The sequence below is a fragment of the Paenibacillus sp. 01T431 genome (assembly GCF_056398625.1).
Genome location: NZ_JBFTPT010000027.1, coordinates 48938 through 68607, shown reverse-complemented (window position 1 = coordinate 68607; position 19670 = coordinate 48938). Strand labels below are relative to the sequence as shown.

The 19670-nt window shown below is 44.3% G+C and carries 17 protein-coding genes and 1 other annotated feature; of the genes, 5 read left to right on the top strand and 12 right to left on the bottom strand.

Translation table 11 applies throughout. The annotated features are described in order from the left end of the window. Positions 1-169: 169 nt before the first annotated feature. Together AC1DM9_RS31580 and AC1DM9_RS31575 are read right to left on the bottom strand one after the other, a co-directional pair. Positions 170-592 (bottom strand): CBS domain-containing protein, encoded by a 423-nt coding sequence (locus tag AC1DM9_RS31580; protein ID WP_477583981.1) that lies wholly within the window; start codon positions 590-592, stop codon positions 170-172. An 89-nt stretch (positions 593-681) separates the two neighbouring features. Beyond that, positions 682-1827 carry an amidohydrolase gene (locus tag AC1DM9_RS31575; protein WP_477583986.1) on the bottom strand — a complete coding sequence of 382 codons (1146 nt, stop codon included), beginning with the start codon at positions 1825-1827 and terminating at the stop codon, positions 682-684. Between the two features lie 335 nt (positions 1828-2162). On the opposite strand from AC1DM9_RS31575, the gene AC1DM9_RS31570 reads away from it, so the two are divergent. Together AC1DM9_RS31570 and ftsW are read left to right on the top strand one after the other, a co-directional pair. After that, positions 2163-2507: a YugN family protein gene (locus AC1DM9_RS31570; protein ID WP_076268251.1), complete on the top strand. Its 345-nt coding sequence runs from the start codon at positions 2163-2165 to the stop codon at positions 2505-2507. 10 nt (positions 2508-2517) lie between these two features. After that, the gene (ftsW, locus tag AC1DM9_RS31565) at positions 2518-3666 is read left to right on the top strand and encodes a putative lipid II flippase FtsW (RefSeq protein ID WP_477583979.1); all 1149 of its coding nucleotides are present in this window, start codon (positions 2518-2520) and stop codon (positions 3664-3666) included. Positions 3667-3716: 50 nt separating this feature from the next. Here ftsW and AC1DM9_RS31560 read toward each other — a convergent pair whose 3' ends face one another. Beyond that, on the bottom strand, positions 3717-4100 hold the full coding sequence (locus tag AC1DM9_RS31560; protein WP_076268249.1) for an Asp23/Gls24 family envelope stress response protein: 384 nt from the start codon (positions 4098-4100) through the stop codon (positions 3717-3719). Between the two features lie 539 nt (positions 4101-4639). On the opposite strand from AC1DM9_RS31560, the gene cax reads away from it, so the two are divergent. Continuing rightward, on the top strand, positions 4640-5698 hold the full coding sequence (gene cax / locus AC1DM9_RS31555; protein ID WP_076268247.1) for a calcium/proton exchanger: 1059 nt from the start codon (positions 4640-4642) through the stop codon (positions 5696-5698). A 30-nt stretch (positions 5699-5728) separates the two neighbouring features. Here cax and AC1DM9_RS31550 read toward each other — a convergent pair whose 3' ends face one another. The 5 genes from AC1DM9_RS31550 to AC1DM9_RS31530 all read right to left on the bottom strand — a co-directional run bounded on the left by AC1DM9_RS31550 (position 5729) and on the right by AC1DM9_RS31530 (position 10516). After that, positions 5729-6016 (bottom strand): Fpa/YlaN family protein, encoded by a 288-nt coding sequence (locus AC1DM9_RS31550; RefSeq protein ID WP_054028048.1) that lies wholly within the window; start codon positions 6014-6016, stop codon positions 5729-5731. 136 nt (positions 6017-6152) lie between these two features. Then, on the bottom strand, positions 6153-6395 hold the full coding sequence (locus AC1DM9_RS31545) for an HPr family phosphocarrier protein (protein WP_076268246.1): 243 nt from the start codon (positions 6393-6395) through the stop codon (positions 6153-6155). Between the two features lie 138 nt (positions 6396-6533). Further along, positions 6534-7649, bottom strand: coding sequence for an aminopeptidase (locus tag AC1DM9_RS31540; RefSeq protein ID WP_475448907.1), 1116 nt, complete (start codon positions 7647-7649; stop codon positions 6534-6536). A 35-nt stretch (positions 7650-7684) separates the two neighbouring features. Next, positions 7685-8422, bottom strand: a complete 738-nt coding sequence (locus AC1DM9_RS31535; RefSeq protein ID WP_477583977.1) for a hypothetical protein — start codon at positions 8420-8422, stop codon at positions 7685-7687. A gap of 120 nt (positions 8423-8542) precedes the next feature. Then, complete coding sequence (locus tag AC1DM9_RS31530) at positions 8543-10516, bottom strand: sensor domain-containing diguanylate cyclase (protein ID WP_477512356.1); 1974 nt, start codon at positions 10514-10516, stop codon at positions 8543-8545. Positions 10517-10848: 332 nt separating this feature from the next. On the opposite strand from AC1DM9_RS31530, the gene rpsD reads away from it, so the two are divergent. After that, on the top strand, positions 10849-11451 hold the full coding sequence (gene rpsD / locus AC1DM9_RS31525) for a 30S ribosomal protein S4 (RefSeq protein WP_054028044.1): 603 nt from the start codon (positions 10849-10851) through the stop codon (positions 11449-11451). 60 nt (positions 11452-11511) lie between these two features. Here the strand turns inward: rpsD and AC1DM9_RS31520 are convergent, their stop codons facing one another. The 3 genes from AC1DM9_RS31520 to tyrS all read right to left on the bottom strand — a co-directional run bounded on the left by AC1DM9_RS31520 (position 11512) and on the right by tyrS (position 14974). Beyond that, complete coding sequence (locus tag AC1DM9_RS31520) at positions 11512-13032, bottom strand: flotillin family protein (RefSeq protein ID WP_477512357.1); 1521 nt, start codon at positions 13030-13032, stop codon at positions 11512-11514. 26 nt (positions 13033-13058) lie between these two features. Beyond that, the gene (locus tag AC1DM9_RS31515; RefSeq protein ID WP_477512358.1) at positions 13059-13589 is read right to left on the bottom strand and encodes an NfeD family membrane protein; all 531 of its coding nucleotides are present in this window, start codon (positions 13587-13589) and stop codon (positions 13059-13061) included. A gap of 131 nt (positions 13590-13720) precedes the next feature. Beyond that, positions 13721-14974 (bottom strand): tyrosine--tRNA ligase, encoded by a 1254-nt coding sequence (gene tyrS, locus AC1DM9_RS31510; RefSeq protein WP_477550387.1) that lies wholly within the window; start codon positions 14972-14974, stop codon positions 13721-13723. Positions 14975-15031: 57 nt separating this feature from the next. Beyond that, positions 15032-15335 (bottom strand) — a binding site (T-box leader). A gap of 121 nt (positions 15336-15456) precedes the next feature. Between tyrS and AC1DM9_RS31505 the strand changes: the two genes are divergently transcribed. After that, the gene (locus AC1DM9_RS31505; RefSeq protein ID WP_477583975.1) at positions 15457-18531 is read left to right on the top strand and encodes a transglycosylase domain-containing protein; all 3075 of its coding nucleotides are present in this window, start codon (positions 15457-15459) and stop codon (positions 18529-18531) included. 100 nt (positions 18532-18631) lie between these two features. Here AC1DM9_RS31505 and AC1DM9_RS31500 read toward each other — a convergent pair whose 3' ends face one another. Continuing rightward, entirely contained in the window at positions 18632-19591 is a 960-nt protein-coding gene (locus AC1DM9_RS31500; RefSeq protein ID WP_477512359.1) for an aldo/keto reductase, read from the bottom strand. Between the last annotated feature and the right edge of the window lie 79 nt (positions 19592-19670).

The following is a 19670-nucleotide window of genomic DNA, read 5'->3' as shown; positions in this document are numbered from 1 at the left end:
CCATAGAGCCAAGTTCACCACTTTCGATCTCTCCGATTATGGTAAGTTTCTCTGATGCGGAATATTTAACTTTAGACATGAAAATGCTCCCCTCATAGCAACAGGTTTTTTATTATTTCACCTGTCTACTATTTGGGGAGCATATCACACTCGGACAGCCTTATTTATATTAATGAAACGTTGGAGGGGATGCTGAATAATCTTGCTCCGAAATTGAGCTAAGCGCCTCCCCGGCTTCATCGGCAAATATATCTCGTACAGCAAGATCTCCGATTGCCAGAATCCCTACTAGCTCTCCATCATCCACAACCGGAAGTCTGCGTATCTGCTTAGATGCCATCAGCTCCGCGGCCTCATCGGGAGATGCGTCAGATGTTATCGTAGCCACATCCGTACTCATTACCTCAGCAACTGCAGCTGAGCCAGGATGCTTCTCTGCATATCCTTTTACGACTAAATCTCGATCAGTGACTACACCTATCAGCTTCTTGCCATCTACAATTGGAATAAATCCGATATCATGTTCCTTCATTTTTACAGCAAGCTCATATACATTATCAACCAAAGTCGCTGTGACACAATCTGTCGACATAATTTGTTTTAACGTTTTCAGCTAAAATACCTCCTCGATTATAAGTTACGAGGTTTAGCATAACCTTTTTAGAACCTGAGCATCCGCTCTTACGCGGTTGAAACAACTCCGCTCGCATATTCCTCAGCCATACCAATCAGAAGCCTGGCTGCCCGCTGCATCGCTCTCTCGTCAATGTCGAATTTAGGGTGATGATGCGCATACGTCGCACCGCAGCTCTCATTGCCAGCACCAACAAACATAAAGCAGCCAGGCACTTTTTCCAAGTAATAAGAAAAATCCTCAGCAACCGTAATGGCTTCCGATCGCACAACCGCGCTTTCACCGAACAACCTTTCGCTAACCTTAAAGAAACGCTCAGCCTCTTCTTCATCGTTTACGACGGGCGGATAACCAATCCTCATCTGGTAATCGAATTCCGCGCCATGCATTTGGCATATATGCGTGACAAGCGACTTGAGCCGATCATGTATCATCATTCTCGTCTGCTCGTCAAACGAACGGACAGTTCCTTTTAGTCTGCATCGTTCCGCAATGACGTTATTAGTCGTACCTGCTTGGAAAGAACCGATAGTCACCACTGCCGGATGCAGCGGGTTCACATTGCGGCTTACAATGGATTGGACGGATTGCACAAGCGTTGAACCAATCATAATCGCATCAATAGCTTGATGTGGCAATCCTCCATGACCGCCTCGTCCCACAATATCAATAACGAATTCATCCGCAGCAGCCATAAAGGCTCCTGGTTTGGACGACACCAAGCCATAAGCGAGCGGCGTCCACAGATGTACGCCATAAATGACGTCTACTCCATCCAGTGCTCCATCCTTAATCATCGGCATTGCTCCTCCAGGTGTAACCTCTTCGGCTGGTTGGAACAACAGTCTGCGCTCACCGCAAATAGCGGATTGATTCGCCGAATAATAAGACGCAATTGCTAGAAGCGTAGATGTATGTGCATCATGACCGCAGGCGTGCATAACGTTTGGCACCTTAGACGCATACTCGCATTTTTTCTCATCTTGAATAGGAAGTGCATCAATGTCAGCCCGCAGCGCTATGACCGGGCCTGGTTGATCTCCCTTAATGGTTGCAATTAGTCCATGTCCGCCAACGCCTGTCTGAACCGCAATACCCAGCTCGCTTAATTGGGTGGCAATCCAGCTTGACGTTACACGCTCATGGAACGAAAGCTCAGGATATTGATGAAGATGTCTGCGCCAATTCATCATTTTTGGAAATAGCTGCTCTAGCTGTAGATCTACGATATCCTCTGTTTGCAAATCGCAAACCCCCTTACATTTTCAAAAAACCTACGAATCCTATCATGCCATTTAGTTTACCAGATGAACGGCTTAATTAGGAAGCAAATGCATCACTAAATCGTTAGGAATATTAGTTTTCTTCAAAATGTCACTTTTGTTCACAACAAGGGGTGGGAGTAAGGGTTGCGCTTGCTGGGGAAACATACTATCATGAGAAAAGAATGTACAACTCTGTCTTTTGAAATGGAAGCATATGCTAGTAAAGTCAGTTTTGCTTCACAAAACCTTTGGGAGGAACTACCATGATTATTGAAAATACCGGCTTAAACGGTGTTAAAAGCGAACTTGACCACTTAGACGAATCTGCTGAAAAAGTTGGTTTTGTCCGTTGGCAGTGGGAATACTATCGCGCTACATACGACTTGAAACTTGAGGATCACGCTAGCGGATCCGATTATTATTTGAGAATTACAACAAGAGCCATTGAAGGTAAGCTTGAATCACCTCATGCCGTTCTAATTATCGAATCGGTTTATATCGGACGCTCCACTTTCCCGCATGGCCTTGAGTATGAGTCCCCTATTCCACAGCCAATTATGAGTACGGCGACGCAAAGACTTCAGCAATTGAAACAATTGTTAGCGTAACGGTGCTGACATGAAAGCCACGCAGAACGGTAGCCGTGGAAGACCGGACTTTCTGCTTCTCATTTTAACTCTTCTGCTCGTTGGCTTTGGGCTTGTTATGGTATTCAGTTCAAGCTCAAGTATCGCGGCCGTAGCGAAGGATGATGCTCTTTATTTCACCAAGCGCCAGTTCATGTGGGCTGGCCTTGGCATCATAGTTATGTTGTTTATGATGAATTTACGCTATCAAGTATTCAAACGTTTTTTTATGGTTTTTTTCATTCCAGTTGTTCTTATGCTCATTGCTGTTCCGTTTGTAGGCGCAGAGATCAATGGTGCACACAGCTGGTTCGGAATTGGACAACTTGGTATTCAACCTACAGAACCTGCTAAGCTTGCTATCATATTATATCTTGGCGCTCTTATAACGAAGAAGGGCGATAAATTTCGCAGCTTCAAAAAAGGGCTATTGCCGGTTATCGTTATCGTCGGCTTTATTTGTGGCTTAATTATGATGCAGCCGGATCTTGGTTCCACCTTAGTGCTTGCTGCATGTGCTACGGTCATGATTATGGCTGGCGGTGCGAATTTAAAGCAGGTATTTATGTCTGGAACGATTATCGGCCTCTTTCTCACCGTCATATTCAGTATCTCGATGGCGATTGATCCAGACCCTTGGAAATACCGAATTGATCGGCTTACCGTGTTTAGAGATCCACTCAGCGATTCTCAGGATACAGGCTGGCATCTCGTGTCGTCACTGCAAGCCTTTGGTCACGGCGGCTTAACCGGAGCCGGATTCGGTGAAAGCGTCCAGAAGCTGCATTACTTGAAGAATTCATACACTGATTTTATTTTTTCAATCATTGGTGAGGAATTTGGGTTTATTGGCAGTGCTGTCTTCCTGATCTTTTATTTATTTTTCTTGTGGCGCGGTCTTATTGTTGCACTCCGCTGTCCTGATCATTACGGCACAGTTGTTGGTGTTGGCATTGTCGGCTTGATCGCCATTCAGGCTTTTGTCAACATAGGCGGCGTTACTGCGGCAATACCGCTGACAGGTGTTACACTTCCGTTCATAAGCTATGGCGGCTCATCACTGCTATTTTGTCTAATGTCTATCGGCGTATTGTTAAGCATATCGAGGGAAGCAAACCGTGTAGAACCTACAAAGCGCTAATGGAATCAAAAAAAGGGTGCCTCTTTTATAAAAGAGGCACCCTTCTTTATTTACTTCAATCGCTGCTGCTGAACTTCTTCCAGCTCTTCTTCTTTGAAGGCAACGCCTTCTACCTTCACATTCACTTCAACAACGTGCAATCCTGTCATATTCTCAACAGATTCACGTACATTCAGTTGAAGCTGACGACATACCTCTTGAATCGGAATGCCGTAATGAACAATAATACGAAGATCAATGGCCGCTTCCGTCGTTCCTACTTCAACTGAAACGCCTTTTTGCACGTTCTTTCCGCTCAGCCGTTTGGCGAGTCCTTCGGAAATGCCGCCCGACATTGCCGCAATGCCTGGCGTTTCAAGCGCTGCGAGTCCAGCTATCGTTGCTACTACATCATCAGAGATTCGGATAAGACCCGTTTGAAGTTCTTCTGTCATGTGACTCACTCCTCATTTTGCCATATAGGCTTATTATAGCAGACGGACAATACCACAGCAAAGCTGAGTGTTAAAAGCTTTTGTGAACAAGATGCTATTCAGGCTAAATGTTTATAAATTGATAATTCTTCCACCATTCGCGCTTGCTAGCTTTTAATTCACCGTCGTTACGAAGGAGTAAATCTTAAACATATTAATGTTGGCAAGCATAACAATTTCCTTTAGCTCCGCGTTCTCGTCTTTGTAATTGATAACGAGATACAAATGTTGATTCTTTTTCGTCCATGAAGCTTTTGAGCCAGGCATATCATTAATGATCGTTCGACCAGCCAGGCTTCTGTCGAATTCCGTAAGGTTTTTATCCTATTATCATTCTACCAACTTTCTCCAATATGTGACAATAACTTTATCTCCCCTTTATTTTCCATGAATCAGATAAACATATCGAATGCACCTTTTAACTGGTAAAGTTTACATGCTTGCTTATTTCCGCTATAGTATTATCAGGTTTTCAGCAACTATTTGAAGAGGTGAACGCTTTGAATCAAAAATGGTTTTTCTCAGGGTTAATCCTCATGTTTGCACTTAGTGCCATCGGTCATTACGCCCACTGGGATAACACAGTCCAATTTATCATTTCAGCCATCGCGATCATCTTTGTGGCCGGTTTTCTTGGTAAAGCCACGGAGAGTGTCGCACATTATGCAGGTCAAAGGCTGGGCGGCTTCCTCAATGCAACCTTCGGAAATGCCGCAGAGCTCATCATCGCGATATTTTTGATTAAAGCGCAGCAATTCGATATGGTAAAAGCGAGCTTGACAGGGGCTATTATCGGAAATCTATTGCTCGTTTTGGGTCTTAGCATATTGCTTGGCGGGTTGAAATATAAGGAGCAGCAATTTAACGGCCGATTAGCTGATCACAATTCTACGCTCATGATCATGGCTGTCATTGGTCTTTTTGTGCCAGCTGTATTCGTTGTTTCAGAGAAGTTTTCGTTTGAGAAGGATCAGTTTCTAAGTCTTGCTGTTGCGGGAATTTTGATCTTAGCTTATATTCTGTGGCTGGTGTTCTCCATGGTTACTCACAAGGATATGCTCTCTGATGTCGTCATGAATGCAGATCATGGTGAAGAGCCGGCCTGGTCAAAAGGAAAGTCAATCTTCTTCCTCCTCCTAGCTACCGTTATGGTGGCCTTTGTGAGTGAATGGCTTGTACATACCCTTGACGCATTCAGTGCGAAATTTGGCCTGTCTGAGCTGTTTATAGGGGCATTCGTAATCGCTATTGTCGGTAACGCGGCGGAGCATAGCGCTGCTGTCATGCTGGCAATGAAAAATAAGATCGGCGCAGCTGTAGAAATCGCCATCGGCAGCAGCTTGCAAATCGCTTTATTCGTAGCGCCTGTGCTCATTCTCGTTAGTAGCTTATTTGGAAACACGATGGATATTGTATTCACGCCTATCGAATTAACTGCCATCGGCGTTTCTGTCTTTATTGCCAAATCAGTATCGCGTGATGGACGTACGAATTGGTATGAAGGTGTGCTGCTTATTATGGTCTATGTCATCCTCGGTATTGCGTTCTACCTTGTGTAAACAAAAAAAAGAGTAGTCTCCATTTGGAGGCTACTCTTTTCTTTCCAGTGCTTCGTATAGCATAGCTAAATTCCGCTCTAATCTACTCACTATTTCCTTGCCAGCCAGCTCTGCAATGAGTCCGGCGCGAACAGCAAAGTCAACCTCTCGCGAGAATCCATACATTTGTGTATCTAGCACTTCTTCGTAAAGTGGACATTGACGAGTAGTCAAGTTTTCCATCTGAACTTCGATTAGCTTTTCTATTTTACTCGCATCTTCCTGAAGGAGACGAAGCGCTTTCTCATGCAATTGTACCGTAATTTCCGGTGAAGACATCGTTTTCCCCCCTGTGCGCGTATCCGCCGTCTTCTATACCACTATATTAGACGAAATAGAGCGATTATACAAGGTCAAAACAGAAAAGCACCTCTTCAAAAGTGAAGAGGTGCTTATTCGTTAAAAATATGATCTACTAATCCGTAATAACATTAACATTTAAGTTGTGCTTAGCAAATACAGCAGCCATTGCTGCTTTTGCTTCCTCAGCATCCGGTCCGTGTACATGAAGTTCGTACGCATGTCCGCCTACTAGTGTAGTGAAAAGTCCGAGGATGCTTTTTACATCAATATATTTGCTCTCGGCTTGCAGAACGATGGATGAAGTGAATTGGCTAGCCGTTTGGGAAATTTCTACGATTGCTGCGTTGTTGGACATGGGAGATCCCTCCAGTTAAATTAGTAAAGCTTACCTTTGTCACCATGATAACCCGAAAAGAAGCATCCAGCAAGAGGTAAAATGAAAAACGCTTTATTTTCCATTTATTACATAGGAATACGATTCGAGCGTAATTGCTTATTTTAGGTTTTCAGCATTTAACCCTTCAAGCTCTGGAATGACGAAAACGCCATCTTTGCGAATAAGTACATCATCAAAATAAATTTCGCCGCCGCCGTATTCTGGGCGTTGAATAAGTACGAGATCCCAATGAACAGCGGAACGGTTGCCATTATCCGTCTCTTCATAGGCTTGACCTGGCGTAAAGTGCAAACTGCCGGCAATTTTCTCATCAAACAAAATATCATTCATGGGATGCAAAATATGCGGATTAAATCCGATTGCAAACTCACCAATATAGCGAGCGCCTTCATCCATGTCTAATATTTCATTCAAACGAACATTGTCATTGCTTTCTGCTTTTACGATTTTGCCGTTTTCAAATGTCAGTGAAATATTTTGGAACGTAACGCCAGAATAGACGCTAGGCGCATTGTAAGTAATCGTACCTTGCACCGAATCGCGAACCGGAGCTGAGAACACTTCTCCATCGGGAATATTTCGGTGGCCAGAGCATTTTTTCGCTCCGATATTCTTAATCGAGAAGCTTAAATCCGTGCCTGGCGATACAATCCGCACACGATCTGTTTCACTCATCAGCTTCTGAAGCGGGTTCATCGCTGCGTCCATTTTGGCATAATCCAAGTTACATACATCAAAATAGAAGTCTTCGAAATCTTCCGTACTCATATTGGCCAGCTGAGCCATGGATGGGCTTGGGTAACGTAAAACGACCCATTTTGTTTTTTTAACGCGCTGTTCGGAGTGTACCGGATTTCTATAAATTTGATCATATAGGCGCATGTTGGCATCAGGAATTCCAGCAAATTCATTCACATTGTCTCCTGAGCGTACAGCGATATATCCTTGCATATTTTTCATCCGCTCCAAATCAAGCGACGACCAAAGCTCCATTTGCTCCTTCGTAGCATGCTTCAGCAAAGTACGAAGAACAGAACGATCACTCGATTCTACAAACGGCCTGCCGCCCCGCCTTGCAACCTCTTCTATTAAACACTTGGTTAGCTCTCGTTCTGAACCAACCATGTCAATTAGCACATTTTCCCCTGCTTGAACATCGATAGAATATTCGACTAAATTTCGCGCTAGCTTTTGCAATCTTGGATCACGCATGTAAAATTCCTCTCCTTCTAACTTTCGATCATAAACTAATCCATCGTAACACGTTTATGCATCTGCTGAACAGTGTTGCTCAACGCACCGTTAAAGGATTGAAACCTTACTGTCGTGTATCTTGATTCAGAAAATGGACGTTTGTTATAGGTGTACTGAAAGGATGTTTTTTCTTCCATCTTCAGCGGAAGCAGCTTCGTGCGGTCGATAACGAGCTCATACTCCGTGGTCGCCTGCATGGTCGAAAGCATGGCATCAAGCTGGCTGCGCGATCGTGCCAATTCCTCCTTCCATTCTTGGTGAAAAGGCTTATCTTTGGAAGGCATGTTTGCTCCAAGCTGATCTAGCTGCTGCCGCAAACGCTGTTCCCATTTCTCCTTTGAAACCTTTGCATTCTCAGTAATCAACAGCGTTACGGTATCCTCATCGTTGCTGCCGTTTACGATCCGAACCTCATCATTGGACTGATTCAACGTCTCAAGCACCTTTACTGGATTCCAATGCATCGTTTCCTGACTATTCGTCTGCAATGTCAACTGCTGATGATCCACGACCTTGCCTTCAAACACTTCCGGTTTAAAAGCTAGACCACCGTCTGTCTTTATGCTCATCGACCCTGTAAAATCATATTGATCCGTTGCGGCAAGCCCCGAATAAGACAAAGACAGCCATTCCTCAGGTGAACGATGTTTACCCACATTTCCGCATCCGGCAATCGAGAGCATGAATACAAGCGTGACCACAATTACGCTAATTGCTTTCTCTTTTTTCATATGCTTACCTCCCGTCCAACATGTTCTATAGTAGCGTCCCTAACCTGCAAGCTCCTTATTCCAAATAGGAACAAAAAAAGGATGCTGCAATTAGCATCCTTCTCAATAATGTTCATGATTTTAGTTCTGACCAACAATGATGCAATTTCTTCCATTATGCTTAGCTTCATAAAGTGCCATATCTGCACGATAAAATAAAGACTCAACGCTAATTTTCTCATCCTCAAACTTCCATTCGGATACGCCGCAGGATACGGTTACGACAGGATCCGTTTCCATCTCCACATGTACCCGTATTCGTTCGGCGATGCGGTACGCTTGCTCAGCCCGAATGCCTGGCAAGTAAATCGCAAGCTCTTCACCGCCCCAGCGCGCGGCAATATCTCCTTGCCTGATTGATCCTCTAATAATATTGCTCACCTGTATGAGTATACGATCACCAACTTGATGTCCATACGTGTCATTGATGCGTTTAAATAAATCGATATCTACAAGAATAAGTGAGCCGAATGGATCTTTGCGCTGACGGTTTTGAATTTGTTCATTTAAATAGTGGCGAGCATGCAAGCCGGTTAAGTTATCAGTTATAACCATCCGGCGCACTTCAGCGTGCAATGAAGCATTCGTTACAGCAAGTCCAATGTGCGTGCTCATCACTTGAAGTAATTTATAATTATCGTAGGAGAAGAAGTTTGGCGCTTTGTGTGTAATCAAAATAACGCCAACGACCTCTCCATCAACCATTATCGGTGAGGCAATAAGCGATCTTGAACCAGTATTATCCATTAGCTTGGACGTTACAACACGAGTATGCCAGTAATCGGATATGATCATTGGCTCCTTGGTTCGATAAACCATTCCGCAGAACCCGTAATCGGGCAAAAACTGCTCGCTCGTCAGGGATGGAAAATTACTGGACATGACGATGAATTGATTTTTTTCTTTGTTAAGCTGCAAAACACAGCAATAATCCGCATCAAATATCGTTAATAGCTCTGTGGTAGCAAATTGAAAAATTTCTTTGAGCCTAAGGGACTGGTTTAATCGTTTCGTAAGCTCATTAATTAGTCGCAGCTCATTAATAAGCAGATTAGATTGCTCATACAGCTTCGCATTCTCGAAGGCTGATCCCGCAGTATCCGCCAGCTGCAGGAAGGCAGGCAAGTCTGCTTCATCCCATTTGCCTGGACCTATATACAAACAAAGCACACCATACGCGGCTTGTTTGCCGTTCATTGGAACAGCCAGCCTAAGCGTACCGTCTCTGTCATGCTCCGTAACCGATTTGCCATTCAAAAAAGCCTTGGTGACGAGATCATGCTCCAAGTTTTTGAAAACAAGCGGCTTTACACGCGGATCACCGTTTAAGTGGTCCTGTGACAAATACAAATGAACTTCCGAGTTTGGATAAAGCTGTTCCAGGCTGCTAAGCAATTCCGATAGCACCGATGCAACATCGATTTGATCATAAAGCCGTTTGGCTGCTTGAAACAATGAATCTCTTCTACTTGCTTCCTGCTCAGCCCGCTGCTGCTGCAAAAGCAAATCCTTTACATAAAGCTGTTCAAACTTATGGTAAAAGCAGCTGCGAAAATGCAATGAGCACATTTGAAGCTGCGCGATGTCCTTCTGATGACCAATTGGAGACACATAAGCAAGAATACAAAAAACAGCACCATCGCCTCGCCTATGAATAGGCACTGCTGCTGTAAATAGATCATCTGCTTCATTATGGCAAGATAAACCGCTGCTTATAACGCTTTGGACAACCTTTGCAAGCGCAGCATCGCGTTTCTCGCAAGCCTCAGCGTCATAAAGACCTTCAGATGAGATCTCTTCCGCTTCATTATTGAATATCACAAATTCACCAGCCTCAAATGAGGCTAATCCTGATGTTTCACTTACCCACTGATTGAAACTGTCTTGGAACAATGGTGATAGCAAGGGCTTGTCCGCATCGCTAATATCTTCGCTGATGAACCAAATCGGTTGTGACTCTGCTGATGTATCCACAATTGTTGATGTTTTACGATATGCAAAATTGCTATTCATTCGATCAACCATGCAGCCCCAACCCTTCCATCTGTCAACCAAGGTGATGAGCTTCCTATTTTCACTTAATATTACAATCATCATACTCCATTTTTGAGAAATTTGCACTACTATGTATTTAAAATATAGGTCTTTCGATGTGTTTCAAACATCATTAAATTTCCTTAGTGAACCTTGACAACAGCTATCTATTTCATATATTATTTATTGATGAATAGATGGGCGTACGGTTTTGTGTCACCCTCATGAAATACGTTCACTATAGGCCAGCGGCTGACTAGCCTATCAGGGACGAGCTTGCTCGAACATTGAACGTATTCGGCGAAACACAACCCCATTCACAAATTTATTTGATGAAGGAGTTAATATTACGTATGTCACGTTATACAGGACCTAAATTTAAACTAAGCCGTCGCCTTGGAATCTCTTTGAGCGGAACGGGTAAAGAACTTGCAAAACGCGCTTTTCCACCAGGTCAACACGGCCCTAACCAACGCAGAAAAATGAGCGGTTACGGCGTTCAATTGCAAGAGAAACAAAAGCTTCGTCACATGTACGGTTTGAACGAAAAACAATTCCGCAACTTGTTTGACAAAGCGGCAAAAATGAAAGGTAAAGCCGGTGAAAACTTCATGGGCCTCCTTGAAAGCCGTCTTGACAACCTCGTTTACCGTCTTGGCCTTTCCAACTCCCGTGCAGGAGCTCGTCAGTTGGTATCACATGGTCACGTAACTGTAAACGGCAAGAAAGTGGATATCGCTTCTTACAGCGTTTCTCTTGGCGATGTAATCGGTTTGCGCGAGCGCAGCCGCAGCCTTAGAACAATTAAAGAAGCTATGGAAGGTCGTCATCACCTTCCGAACTACTTGGAGTTCAACGATCAAGCAATGGAAGGTAAATTCCTTCGTCTGCCTGACCGCGGTGAGCTTTCCCAAGATATCGACGAGAAACAAATCGTCGAATTCTACAGCCGTTAATAAACAAAAAAACCTTGAACCATTTGGTTCAAGGTTTTTTTCTGTTTACACTGCCTTACTTTATTGTTCAGGAAGCTTAATTACAGCAGGAGCAGCAATATCAACCGGCTTGCTAGGCACTGCAGGTAGATTACCGCCTCTATTCGTTAGTCCTTTAATGATTGCATTCACGTCGATTCCCGATACGCTCTTCAGCATCTCCGGAGCAGTAGACATTAATGAAGTCACATAATTGCTTATACGAGCCGCCCCTTCGCCATTCCCTGTATCAACGACAGTAAGCTTATCAATGTTGCCGATAGGATCGGCAATTTTGCCAGCCAGCTCAGGAAGCATTTTTACGATAATATCAAGGATTGCAGCTTCTCCAAATTTCTCAAAAGCTTCAGCTAGCTTTTCTTTCGCTTCCGCTTCTGCTAAACCGCGAAGACGAATAACGTCTGCCTCCGCTGTACCTTTCGCTCTCTCTGCTTCTGCAACAGCTAAACCATCCAAACGTTTCTGGGTAGCATGTGCCTTGGCTTCCGCTTCAATACGGTATTGCAGAGCATCAGCTTCATTAAGAAGCTTCGCCTTGTTCGCTTCCGCCGCTTGTACAACTGCGTAACGGTCTGCATCGGCTTTTTTCTTCACTTCTGCATCATACTGCTTCTCACGACGCAATATTTCTTTTCCTTCCAGATCGATCTCACGTTCTTTACGTACGAGTTCAACCTTCATTTGCTCTTCGACTACGTTTTGCTTAGCACGTGCTTCATGAATCGAATAAGCCTGATCCGCTTCTGCTCTTGCTGTATCTTGATCACGTTTAAATGTCGCGACCTTCATTTCCTTTTCTTTCTCTGCTTCCGCAATGTTGGTATCGCGCACTAGCTCAGCCTTTTGACCGGCCTCAGCAGCGAGTGCTTTCTGAATTCTAGCATCCCGAATCGCTTCAGCTTCCGCAATCTCAGCATCTCTTTTGACTGCAGCAATTCGCGGTTTACCTAGCGCGTCCAAATATCCATGTTTATCGCGCAAATCCTTGATCGTGAAGGAAACGATTTGAAGACCCATCTTCTTCAAATCCTTAGCTGCAACCCCTTGCACCTCTTGCGCAAATTTATCGCGGTTGCGATATACCTCTTCAACTGTCATTGAGCCAAGAATTGCGCGCAAATGTCCTTCCAATACTTCCTGCGCTTCACCCTTGAGCGCTTCGGTAGGCTTGCCTAGAAACTGCTCTGCCGCCGTCGCCACATCTTCAACCGCACCGCCAATTTTAATGATCGCTACACCGTCTGCCATGACTGGTACGCCTTGCTCTGTGTATACCTCCGGCGTCGATACATCCAGCTTATGGGACAATAGCGATAGAAACTCAGCCTTCTGGAATATCGGCAGAATAAACGCGCCTCCGCCTCTAATGATTTTCACTTTACGCCCAGATTCATCCGTGCTCGCATTTCGGGAGCCTAGAAATGATCCCGTTACGAGCATCGCTTCGTCTGGACTAACTGTTTTGTAGCGCGCCCAGAAGGCAAGACCTAATATAACAAAAACGCCAACTACAATAGCTGGTATAACATAAATATCTTCCATTGAATTTCCCCCTTATGCTGCTTTAATTAAGATAGATTTACTTCCGATACATACAAAGTGCTGTCCCTTACCTCAACAACGACAACCTTGGAGCCGCTTGTAATTTCAACGCCTTCAAAGCTAGCTGCAATTTGATTCGTAAATCCAGCTCCCACCTTAACCATCACTTCACCATAGCCCTTCGCAGAAATGGGGACCAGCACCTCCCCGAGCTTACCCGACAAATCATTAAGCGAAAAAGCGATCGAATTCTCGCTTTGCTCCATCGGCTTAATGTAGAGAAAGAAAACAGCTACTGCAGCTGTAAGTGCGATGAATAAGGCAATCACCACGATGGCTGTTGAACTAAAGGCAGTGTAGCGTCCGAGTAGGATCCCTGCTCCGCCAAAAGTGGTTATCCCGCCTACTAGCGCAGTCGGCGACAGCCATGAATGACCATCTAAGGATAAAAAATCGAGTGCTCCATCGAGTGCTTGCCCGATCAAATCCCCAAAAATAATACTTACGAGCGCATAAAGGATTCCTCCGACTAGACAAGACATAAATAGCGTCTCCAACTCTCTCCTCCTCCCTTAGTATCCATAACCTGTTAATGCTTCCGTTATTTAATACGTTGAAAACGCTCTTTTGTTTCTAAAAAAATAGAACTTGTTGAATTTTATCATTTCAACAAGCTCTATTATTCCAATTATGTTAATTTAATTTTTATAAATTTACGTTTTCCAACTTGAAGCACGTCGCCATCCTTAGGAGAAATATCCGTATTAATATCAGTTATCTTCTCTTCATTTAGACGAACAGCTCCTTGCTGAACACTTCTTCTCGCTTCACTGCTCGTTGGCAGCAATTCAAGCATAGTGAGCAGCTTCACGATGCGAATTTGGCCATCTTCCAATTGTTCCGCAGCAATCGATACCTCTTCGATATCATCAGGTAGCGCACGTTGTTGAAATACGGTAATAAAATGATTTTCTGACGCTTTCGCTGCCTCTTCGCCATGGTACATTCGTACAAATGTCGCTGCAAGCTGCATCTTCGCATCACGTGGATGTACAGATCCATCTGCCAGTCCAGCTTTCAATGCCGCAAGCTCCTCGTTGCTTAAATCGGTAGCAAGCTCGTAATATTTGAGCATAAGCTCATCGGGAATCGACATCGATTTGCCGTAGATTTGGTTTGGCTCTTCATCTATACCGATGTAATTGCCCAAGCTTTTGCTCATTTTATTTACGCCGTCCAACCCTTCGATCAAAGGAGTCGTAATTACGATTTGACCCGGTTTATTGTATTCCTTCTGCAAGGTTCTGCCCATTAATAGGTTAAATGTCTGATCCGTGCCTCCTAGCTCCACATCGGAATCAAGAGCTATGGAATCGTATCCCTGCATCAGCGGGTAGAAAAACTCATGAATGCTGATCGGCAAGCCGCTCGTGTACCGCTTTGTGAAATCATCACGCTCCATCATGCGTGCAACCGTTACTTTCCCTGCTAGATTTACAACATCCGCAAAGTTAAGCGGTGCAAGCCATTCCGAGTTGTAGTAGAGCTTTGTTTGCTGTGGATCTAATATTTTGTAAATTTGTTTTTGGTATGTTTCCGCATTCCGCTTCACATCTTCTTCCGTCAATTGCTTCCTCGTTTCCGATTTGCCCGTTGGATCACCAATTCTGCCTGTAAAATCACCGATAATCAGCTGTATCTGATGACCGAGTTCCTGAAATTGACGAAGCTTGTGAAGAACAACCGTATGGCCGATATGAATGTCTGGCGCTGAAGGATCAAGTCCTAGCTTTACATTTAATGGCTTTCCTGTTGCGACAGCATTCGCTATTTTATTTTTCAAATCATCCTCAGGTACAATCTCCACAACACCGCGGCGAATGACAGCCAGCTGACGTTCGACCTCACTTTTCTGCTCGCCACTTAAACTTTCCCACTTCACCATAGAACTTTTCCTCCTTTGTATGCGTCTATATAGACATAAAAAATCCTTCCAGCCCCAAGGGACGAGAAGGATTAGCTCGCGGTACCACCCTCGTTAGAGTACTCCTGCCTTTTTTCACATAAAAAAGAGGTACTCTCACTTCGTTGTTGATAACGGAGACGGGCTCCGAAGTGAACTACTACGGCTGATTCGACTGCCCACAGGCTTTTTTGCCAAAATGTGCAGAGGATTGTCAGTATACGGTTCCTTCACTTAGCTCCAGGCGGTAATTCAACAAGCGGCGCATACCGGTTTCCACCACCCACCGGCTCTCTGAAAGTACGATTCGCTGTCTACTCATGCCCTTCAAAGCATTGATTAGATAAAACATTATTGAATTTATACCATAGCCATGCTGTGAAGTCAATGCAAGGAAAGAATGCGTTACTTTAGCGATTTATGTTATAATAGGTGTGCTATTTGGAGGAGGAGTCATAGAAATGCAAGAAGATCGTCAACCTGCGCCAAACAAAAGAAGCAAATGGCGTACATTTGGAATCGTAACTTTTATAACAGCTAAATGGATGGTATATTTCGGAATTTTCATCGGATTGCTTGCCGGTGGAGCAGTAACTGGTTATGTGGCCGCGCTTGTGAAAGACGAAACCGTAAGACCTCGATCTGTTATTGTAGAGAAAATCGGCGAAAATGCCATCACTGGATTTGTTTACTTCAATGATGATTCACTTGTCGGACAGCTAAGAACGTCAGAGGACCGAATGATTATTACATATGATGATTTACCGCCGCAGGTTATTACTGCCGTACTTGGCATTGAGGACAATAACTTTTTGGAGCATCACGGCGTAGACATTAACGGCCTTGGACGTGCAGTAAAGCAAAAGCTTCTAAATGAAGATACGCAAACGGGCGGAAGTACGCTTACTCAGCAGCTTGCGCGACGTGTATTTCTAAGTTTGGACAAAACAGATAGCCGTAAAATTAAAGAAATATTTTTATCGCTGCGCATGGAACGTTATTTAACGAAAGAAGAAATTTTAGCAGCTTATTTGAATAAGGTTCCGTTCGGAAATGGATCCAGCGGCTACAATTTGTTCGGCATTAAAGCAGCTGCCAAAGGGATATTTGATATTTCGGATCTAAACCAGCTGAATATCGCGCAGTCTGCCTATTTGGCAGGTCTACCGCAAAGGCCTTCTGCCTATACAGCGTTCACAGGTAAAGGTCAATTCAATGAGGCGGGCTTTGAACTCGCGCTAGGACGTCAAAAAACAGTTTTGAAGCGAATGTTCGAGACTGGGCGGATTTCTCAGCAAGAGTACGACGAAGCTTCCAAATTCGATATTAGGAAAACGCTGGCTAAGCCAAAAGAAAAAGCCTATACAACCTATCCTTATCTCATGCTTGAAGCAGAACGTCAAGCAGCGGAAATTATGCTCATGGCGCAGGATTCTACTTTAACGAAAGCAGACCTTCGCAAAAAAGAAAATGCTCCGCTTATTGAGGAAGCTCGTGATCATTTGCTGCGCGGCGGCTACCATGTCTATACAACCATCGACAAGGATGTCTACCAGCTCATGCGTGAGATTGGCACCAATGACGAGAACTTCACGCCATACAGCGAGAAAAAAGGGCTGGAGCAGATTGCAGCGATCATGCTCGATCACAAAACTGGCGCTATCGTGGGAATGCTTGAAGGCCGAGACTTCTATGAGGAGCAATTAAACTATGCCACTCAGATGACGAGGCAGCCAGGCTCAACGATGAAAACATTGGCGGCTTACCTTCCAGCTATTGAAATGGGGATCATTCAGCCCGCGAGCATAATTGACGATGCTCCAATTGTCCTGAAAGATGGCCAGAAGGGTTTCCATATCCCAATGAACGTAAACCGTAAGTTTGCGGGTCTAGTAACGGCGCGTGAGGCATTAAACCGTTCCTTGAACTTGCCTGCTCTGAAAATTTTCAATGAGGAAGTCAAAATTGAAAATGCGTGGGAGTTCGTTAAAAAGCTAGGCATTACAACGCTGCAGCCGCAAGATGCTTATGCACAAACCGGTGTAATTGGCGGTCTAAGCATCGGCGTATCGGTTGAAGAGCTTACGAATGCATACGGCTCGATTCCGAACAAAGGCGTTTTCAATGATGCTTATATGATTCAAAAAATTACAGATGCAAACGGAAAAATTGTATATGAACACAAGCAGGAACCAAAACGAGTGTTCTCGGAGCAGAGTGCCTTCTTGATGACAGATATGCTGTCGACTGTTATTTCAAGCAAGAGCGGTTCTGCTAACAAATTGAAATCACAATTCGATAAGTACGGTGAAATTCCTATTGCCGGTAAAACAGGCTCTACACAAAGCTACGGTGACGTGTGGTTTATGGGCTTCTCGCCAGATATCACGCTAGGCGTGTGGGCCGGTTATGAGGAACAGGTCAACTCCCTATCAGAGGTCGGCAAAACGCGTGCTCGTTCCATCTGGGCACTCATTATGAATAAGATGGCTGAGAAGAAGCCGGAAGTTTTTGTAACCAAAGAATTTGAACGTCCATCCGGCATTGTCAAAGCTACGGTGTCAAGCGCTAGCGGCTTGCTTCCAAGTCAATTAACGAAGCAAGCAGGCATGCTTGTTACTGACTGGTTTAACAAGAAGGATATACCTAAGAAAACAGATGACGCGCTCGTGAAGATGGCTTATATTTCCTTCAATGGCGTTAACTATGTTCCGAACCCAGCTACTCCTAGCGATATGATTAAGGAACAAATCGTTATTAAGCGTAAAAAACCGCTGGATGTTCTTATGGATGAAATTAAGGCAGCACAGCAGAAACTTCCGGCTAGCAGTCGTCGTCCACTTGATATTTACCTTCCTGCGGATGCAGAAAACAACGCGCCGTCTAAACCAGACCCTCGCGTTGATGATGGAGCAGCTCCACCGCCTCCGGCAAGCGTTAAGCTGCAATCGTCGGATGGCGTGCTTATATTGACATTTAATGATAGTACTGCTGCTGATGTCGTTGGATATCGCGTGTACCGTTCGGTTAATCAAGGGCCTTATGAGAAGCAAGGGGAATCCATTGTTGTCGGTGCAGACAAACGTATGAAGGTTTATGCATCCAATGCTCAAAACTACACTTATTACGTAACAGCAGTTGATGTAGTCGGCAAAGAGTCAGCACCTAGTCAAATAGTACAATATGGCAGCACACCGAGTACCCCTCCACCGACAACAGGTGGAGACAACTCAAGCGGAAATGGAAGTGGAAATGGTTCTGGCACAACAACAGCACCTTCCACACCTACTGGCTTGCAGGCTGCGAAAACAGATCTAAGCGTACGATTAACTTGGGCGGCTAACAGTGTGTCAGACCAAGTAACGCAATATAATATTTACTACAGTGCAAACAACGATGGTCAATATTCCAAGATCGGATCGACCTTGGAAACAAGCTTTGAGTATGTTGCGCCGCTTATCACAGGTTCCTTCTATATAACCTCTGAAAACGCGAAAGGCGAGTCATCACCATCCTCCAAGCAAACGATCAGCTAGAGGTAAATGAAATAGGCAGCAGCCTCTCACGGGGCTACTGCCTTTTCTTTTGGGAATTTACTATTTAGAAAATGAATATAAGAGCAGCATTCTATGTTTATCAAATGACATAAGATGAATCCGTTTCAAACAAACGGCTTATTTGCTCATAATCTTCTCTGGATAGACGCCATTTGGTTGCAGCCGTATTTTCCTCCAGCTGCTTAACCGTCTTCGCACCAGCGATCACGCTCGTTATTTCCTGCTTATACAATAACCAGTTGATAGCTACCTGGCTTAATGGTTTCTCGATGGCTCTAGCAATTCCAGTAAAGGTTTCGATGATGACAATGTTTTTTATAAATTGTTTATCCGAAAATAAAGGATTAAGCTGCGCGCGAACATCCGTTTTGGGCAGCCTTGTCAAATAATTAAATTTCCCCGTCAACAACCCCTGAGCTAGCGGACTATAAGGAATAAAACCGATTTTTTGCTGCTTCGCATAGGGTAACGCTGCATGTTCAACATCGCGCTGGAACAAGTTATAGGGCAGCTGCAAAGATACAATATTGCTAACGGATTGTGCTGCAACTAATTGCTGAACGTTAAAGTTTGAAACGCCGATATTTCTGATTTTTCCTTCAACGACGAGTTGATTTAACGTTTCAAACGTCTCTTCAATCGGTGTTTTGCCGCTGGGATCGGGAAAATGTACTTGATACAAATCAATATAGTCCGTATTTAATCGCCGCAGGCTCTCCTCTACCTCACGAATTATATTTGCTTTGGATACATTTATACTAAACTGCCCTTGATCGTTCCAGATGAGGCCAGCTTTTGTTGCGATAATGACATGCTCCCTTACGGGCTGCAGCACTTTACCAAGCACTTTCTCGGAATGTCCCAGCCCATAGGATGGAGCGGTGTCATAGAAGGTGATCCCCTGTTCATACGCACGACGAATGACAGCCTCAATCTCGTTATCATCGACTTCTCCCCAGCCTGCTTTCCCAGCAGCCCAAGCTCCGAACCCGATAACGGATGGATAAAGCTCGCTATTGCCTAATTTTCTCTTATCCAACAAGCGAACCTCCTTTACTTAATTATTCCTACCTGATTACTCGGAACTAACATAATTATAATTGTGTCTGCATGAAAGT

Bases quoted from the DNA above. Each gene is read 5' to 3' on its own strand.
- AC1DM9_RS31580 (WP_477583981.1), bottom strand. From the start codon at position 592: ATGTCGACAGATTGTGTCACAGCGACTTTGGTTGATAATGTATATGAG.
- AC1DM9_RS31575 (WP_477583986.1), bottom strand. From the start codon at position 1,827: ATGATGAATTGGCGCAGACATCTTCATCAATATCCTGAGCTTTCGTTC.
- AC1DM9_RS31570 (WP_076268251.1), top strand. From the start codon at position 2,163: ATGATTATTGAAAATACCGGCTTAAACGGTGTTAAAAGCGAACTTGAC.
- ftsW (WP_477583979.1), top strand. From the start codon at position 2,518: ATGAAAGCCACGCAGAACGGTAGCCGTGGAAGACCGGACTTTCTGCTT.
- AC1DM9_RS31560 (WP_076268249.1), bottom strand. From the start codon at position 4,100: ATGACAGAAGAACTTCAAACGGGTCTTATCCGAATCTCTGATGATGTA.
- AC1DM9_RS31550 (WP_054028048.1), bottom strand. From the start codon at position 6,016: ATGTCTTCACCGGAAATTACGGTACAATTGCATGAGAAAGCGCTTCGT.
- AC1DM9_RS31545 (WP_076268246.1), bottom strand. From the start codon at position 6,395: ATGTCCAACAACGCAGCAATCGTAGAAATTTCCCAAACGGCTAGCCAA.
- AC1DM9_RS31540 (WP_475448907.1), bottom strand. From the start codon at position 7,649: ATGCGTGATCCAAGATTGCAAAAGCTAGCGCGAAATTTAGTCGAATAT.
- AC1DM9_RS31535 (WP_477583977.1), bottom strand. From the start codon at position 8,422: ATGAAAAAAGAGAAAGCAATTAGCGTAATTGTGGTCACGCTTGTATTC.
- rpsD (WP_054028044.1), top strand. From the start codon at position 10,849: ATGTCACGTTATACAGGACCTAAATTTAAACTAAGCCGTCGCCTTGGA.
- AC1DM9_RS31520 (WP_477512357.1), bottom strand. From the start codon at position 13,032: ATGGAAGATATTTATGTTATACCAGCTATTGTAGTTGGCGTTTTTGTT.
- AC1DM9_RS31505 (WP_477583975.1), top strand. From the start codon at position 15,457: ATGCAAGAAGATCGTCAACCTGCGCCAAACAAAAGAAGCAAATGGCGT.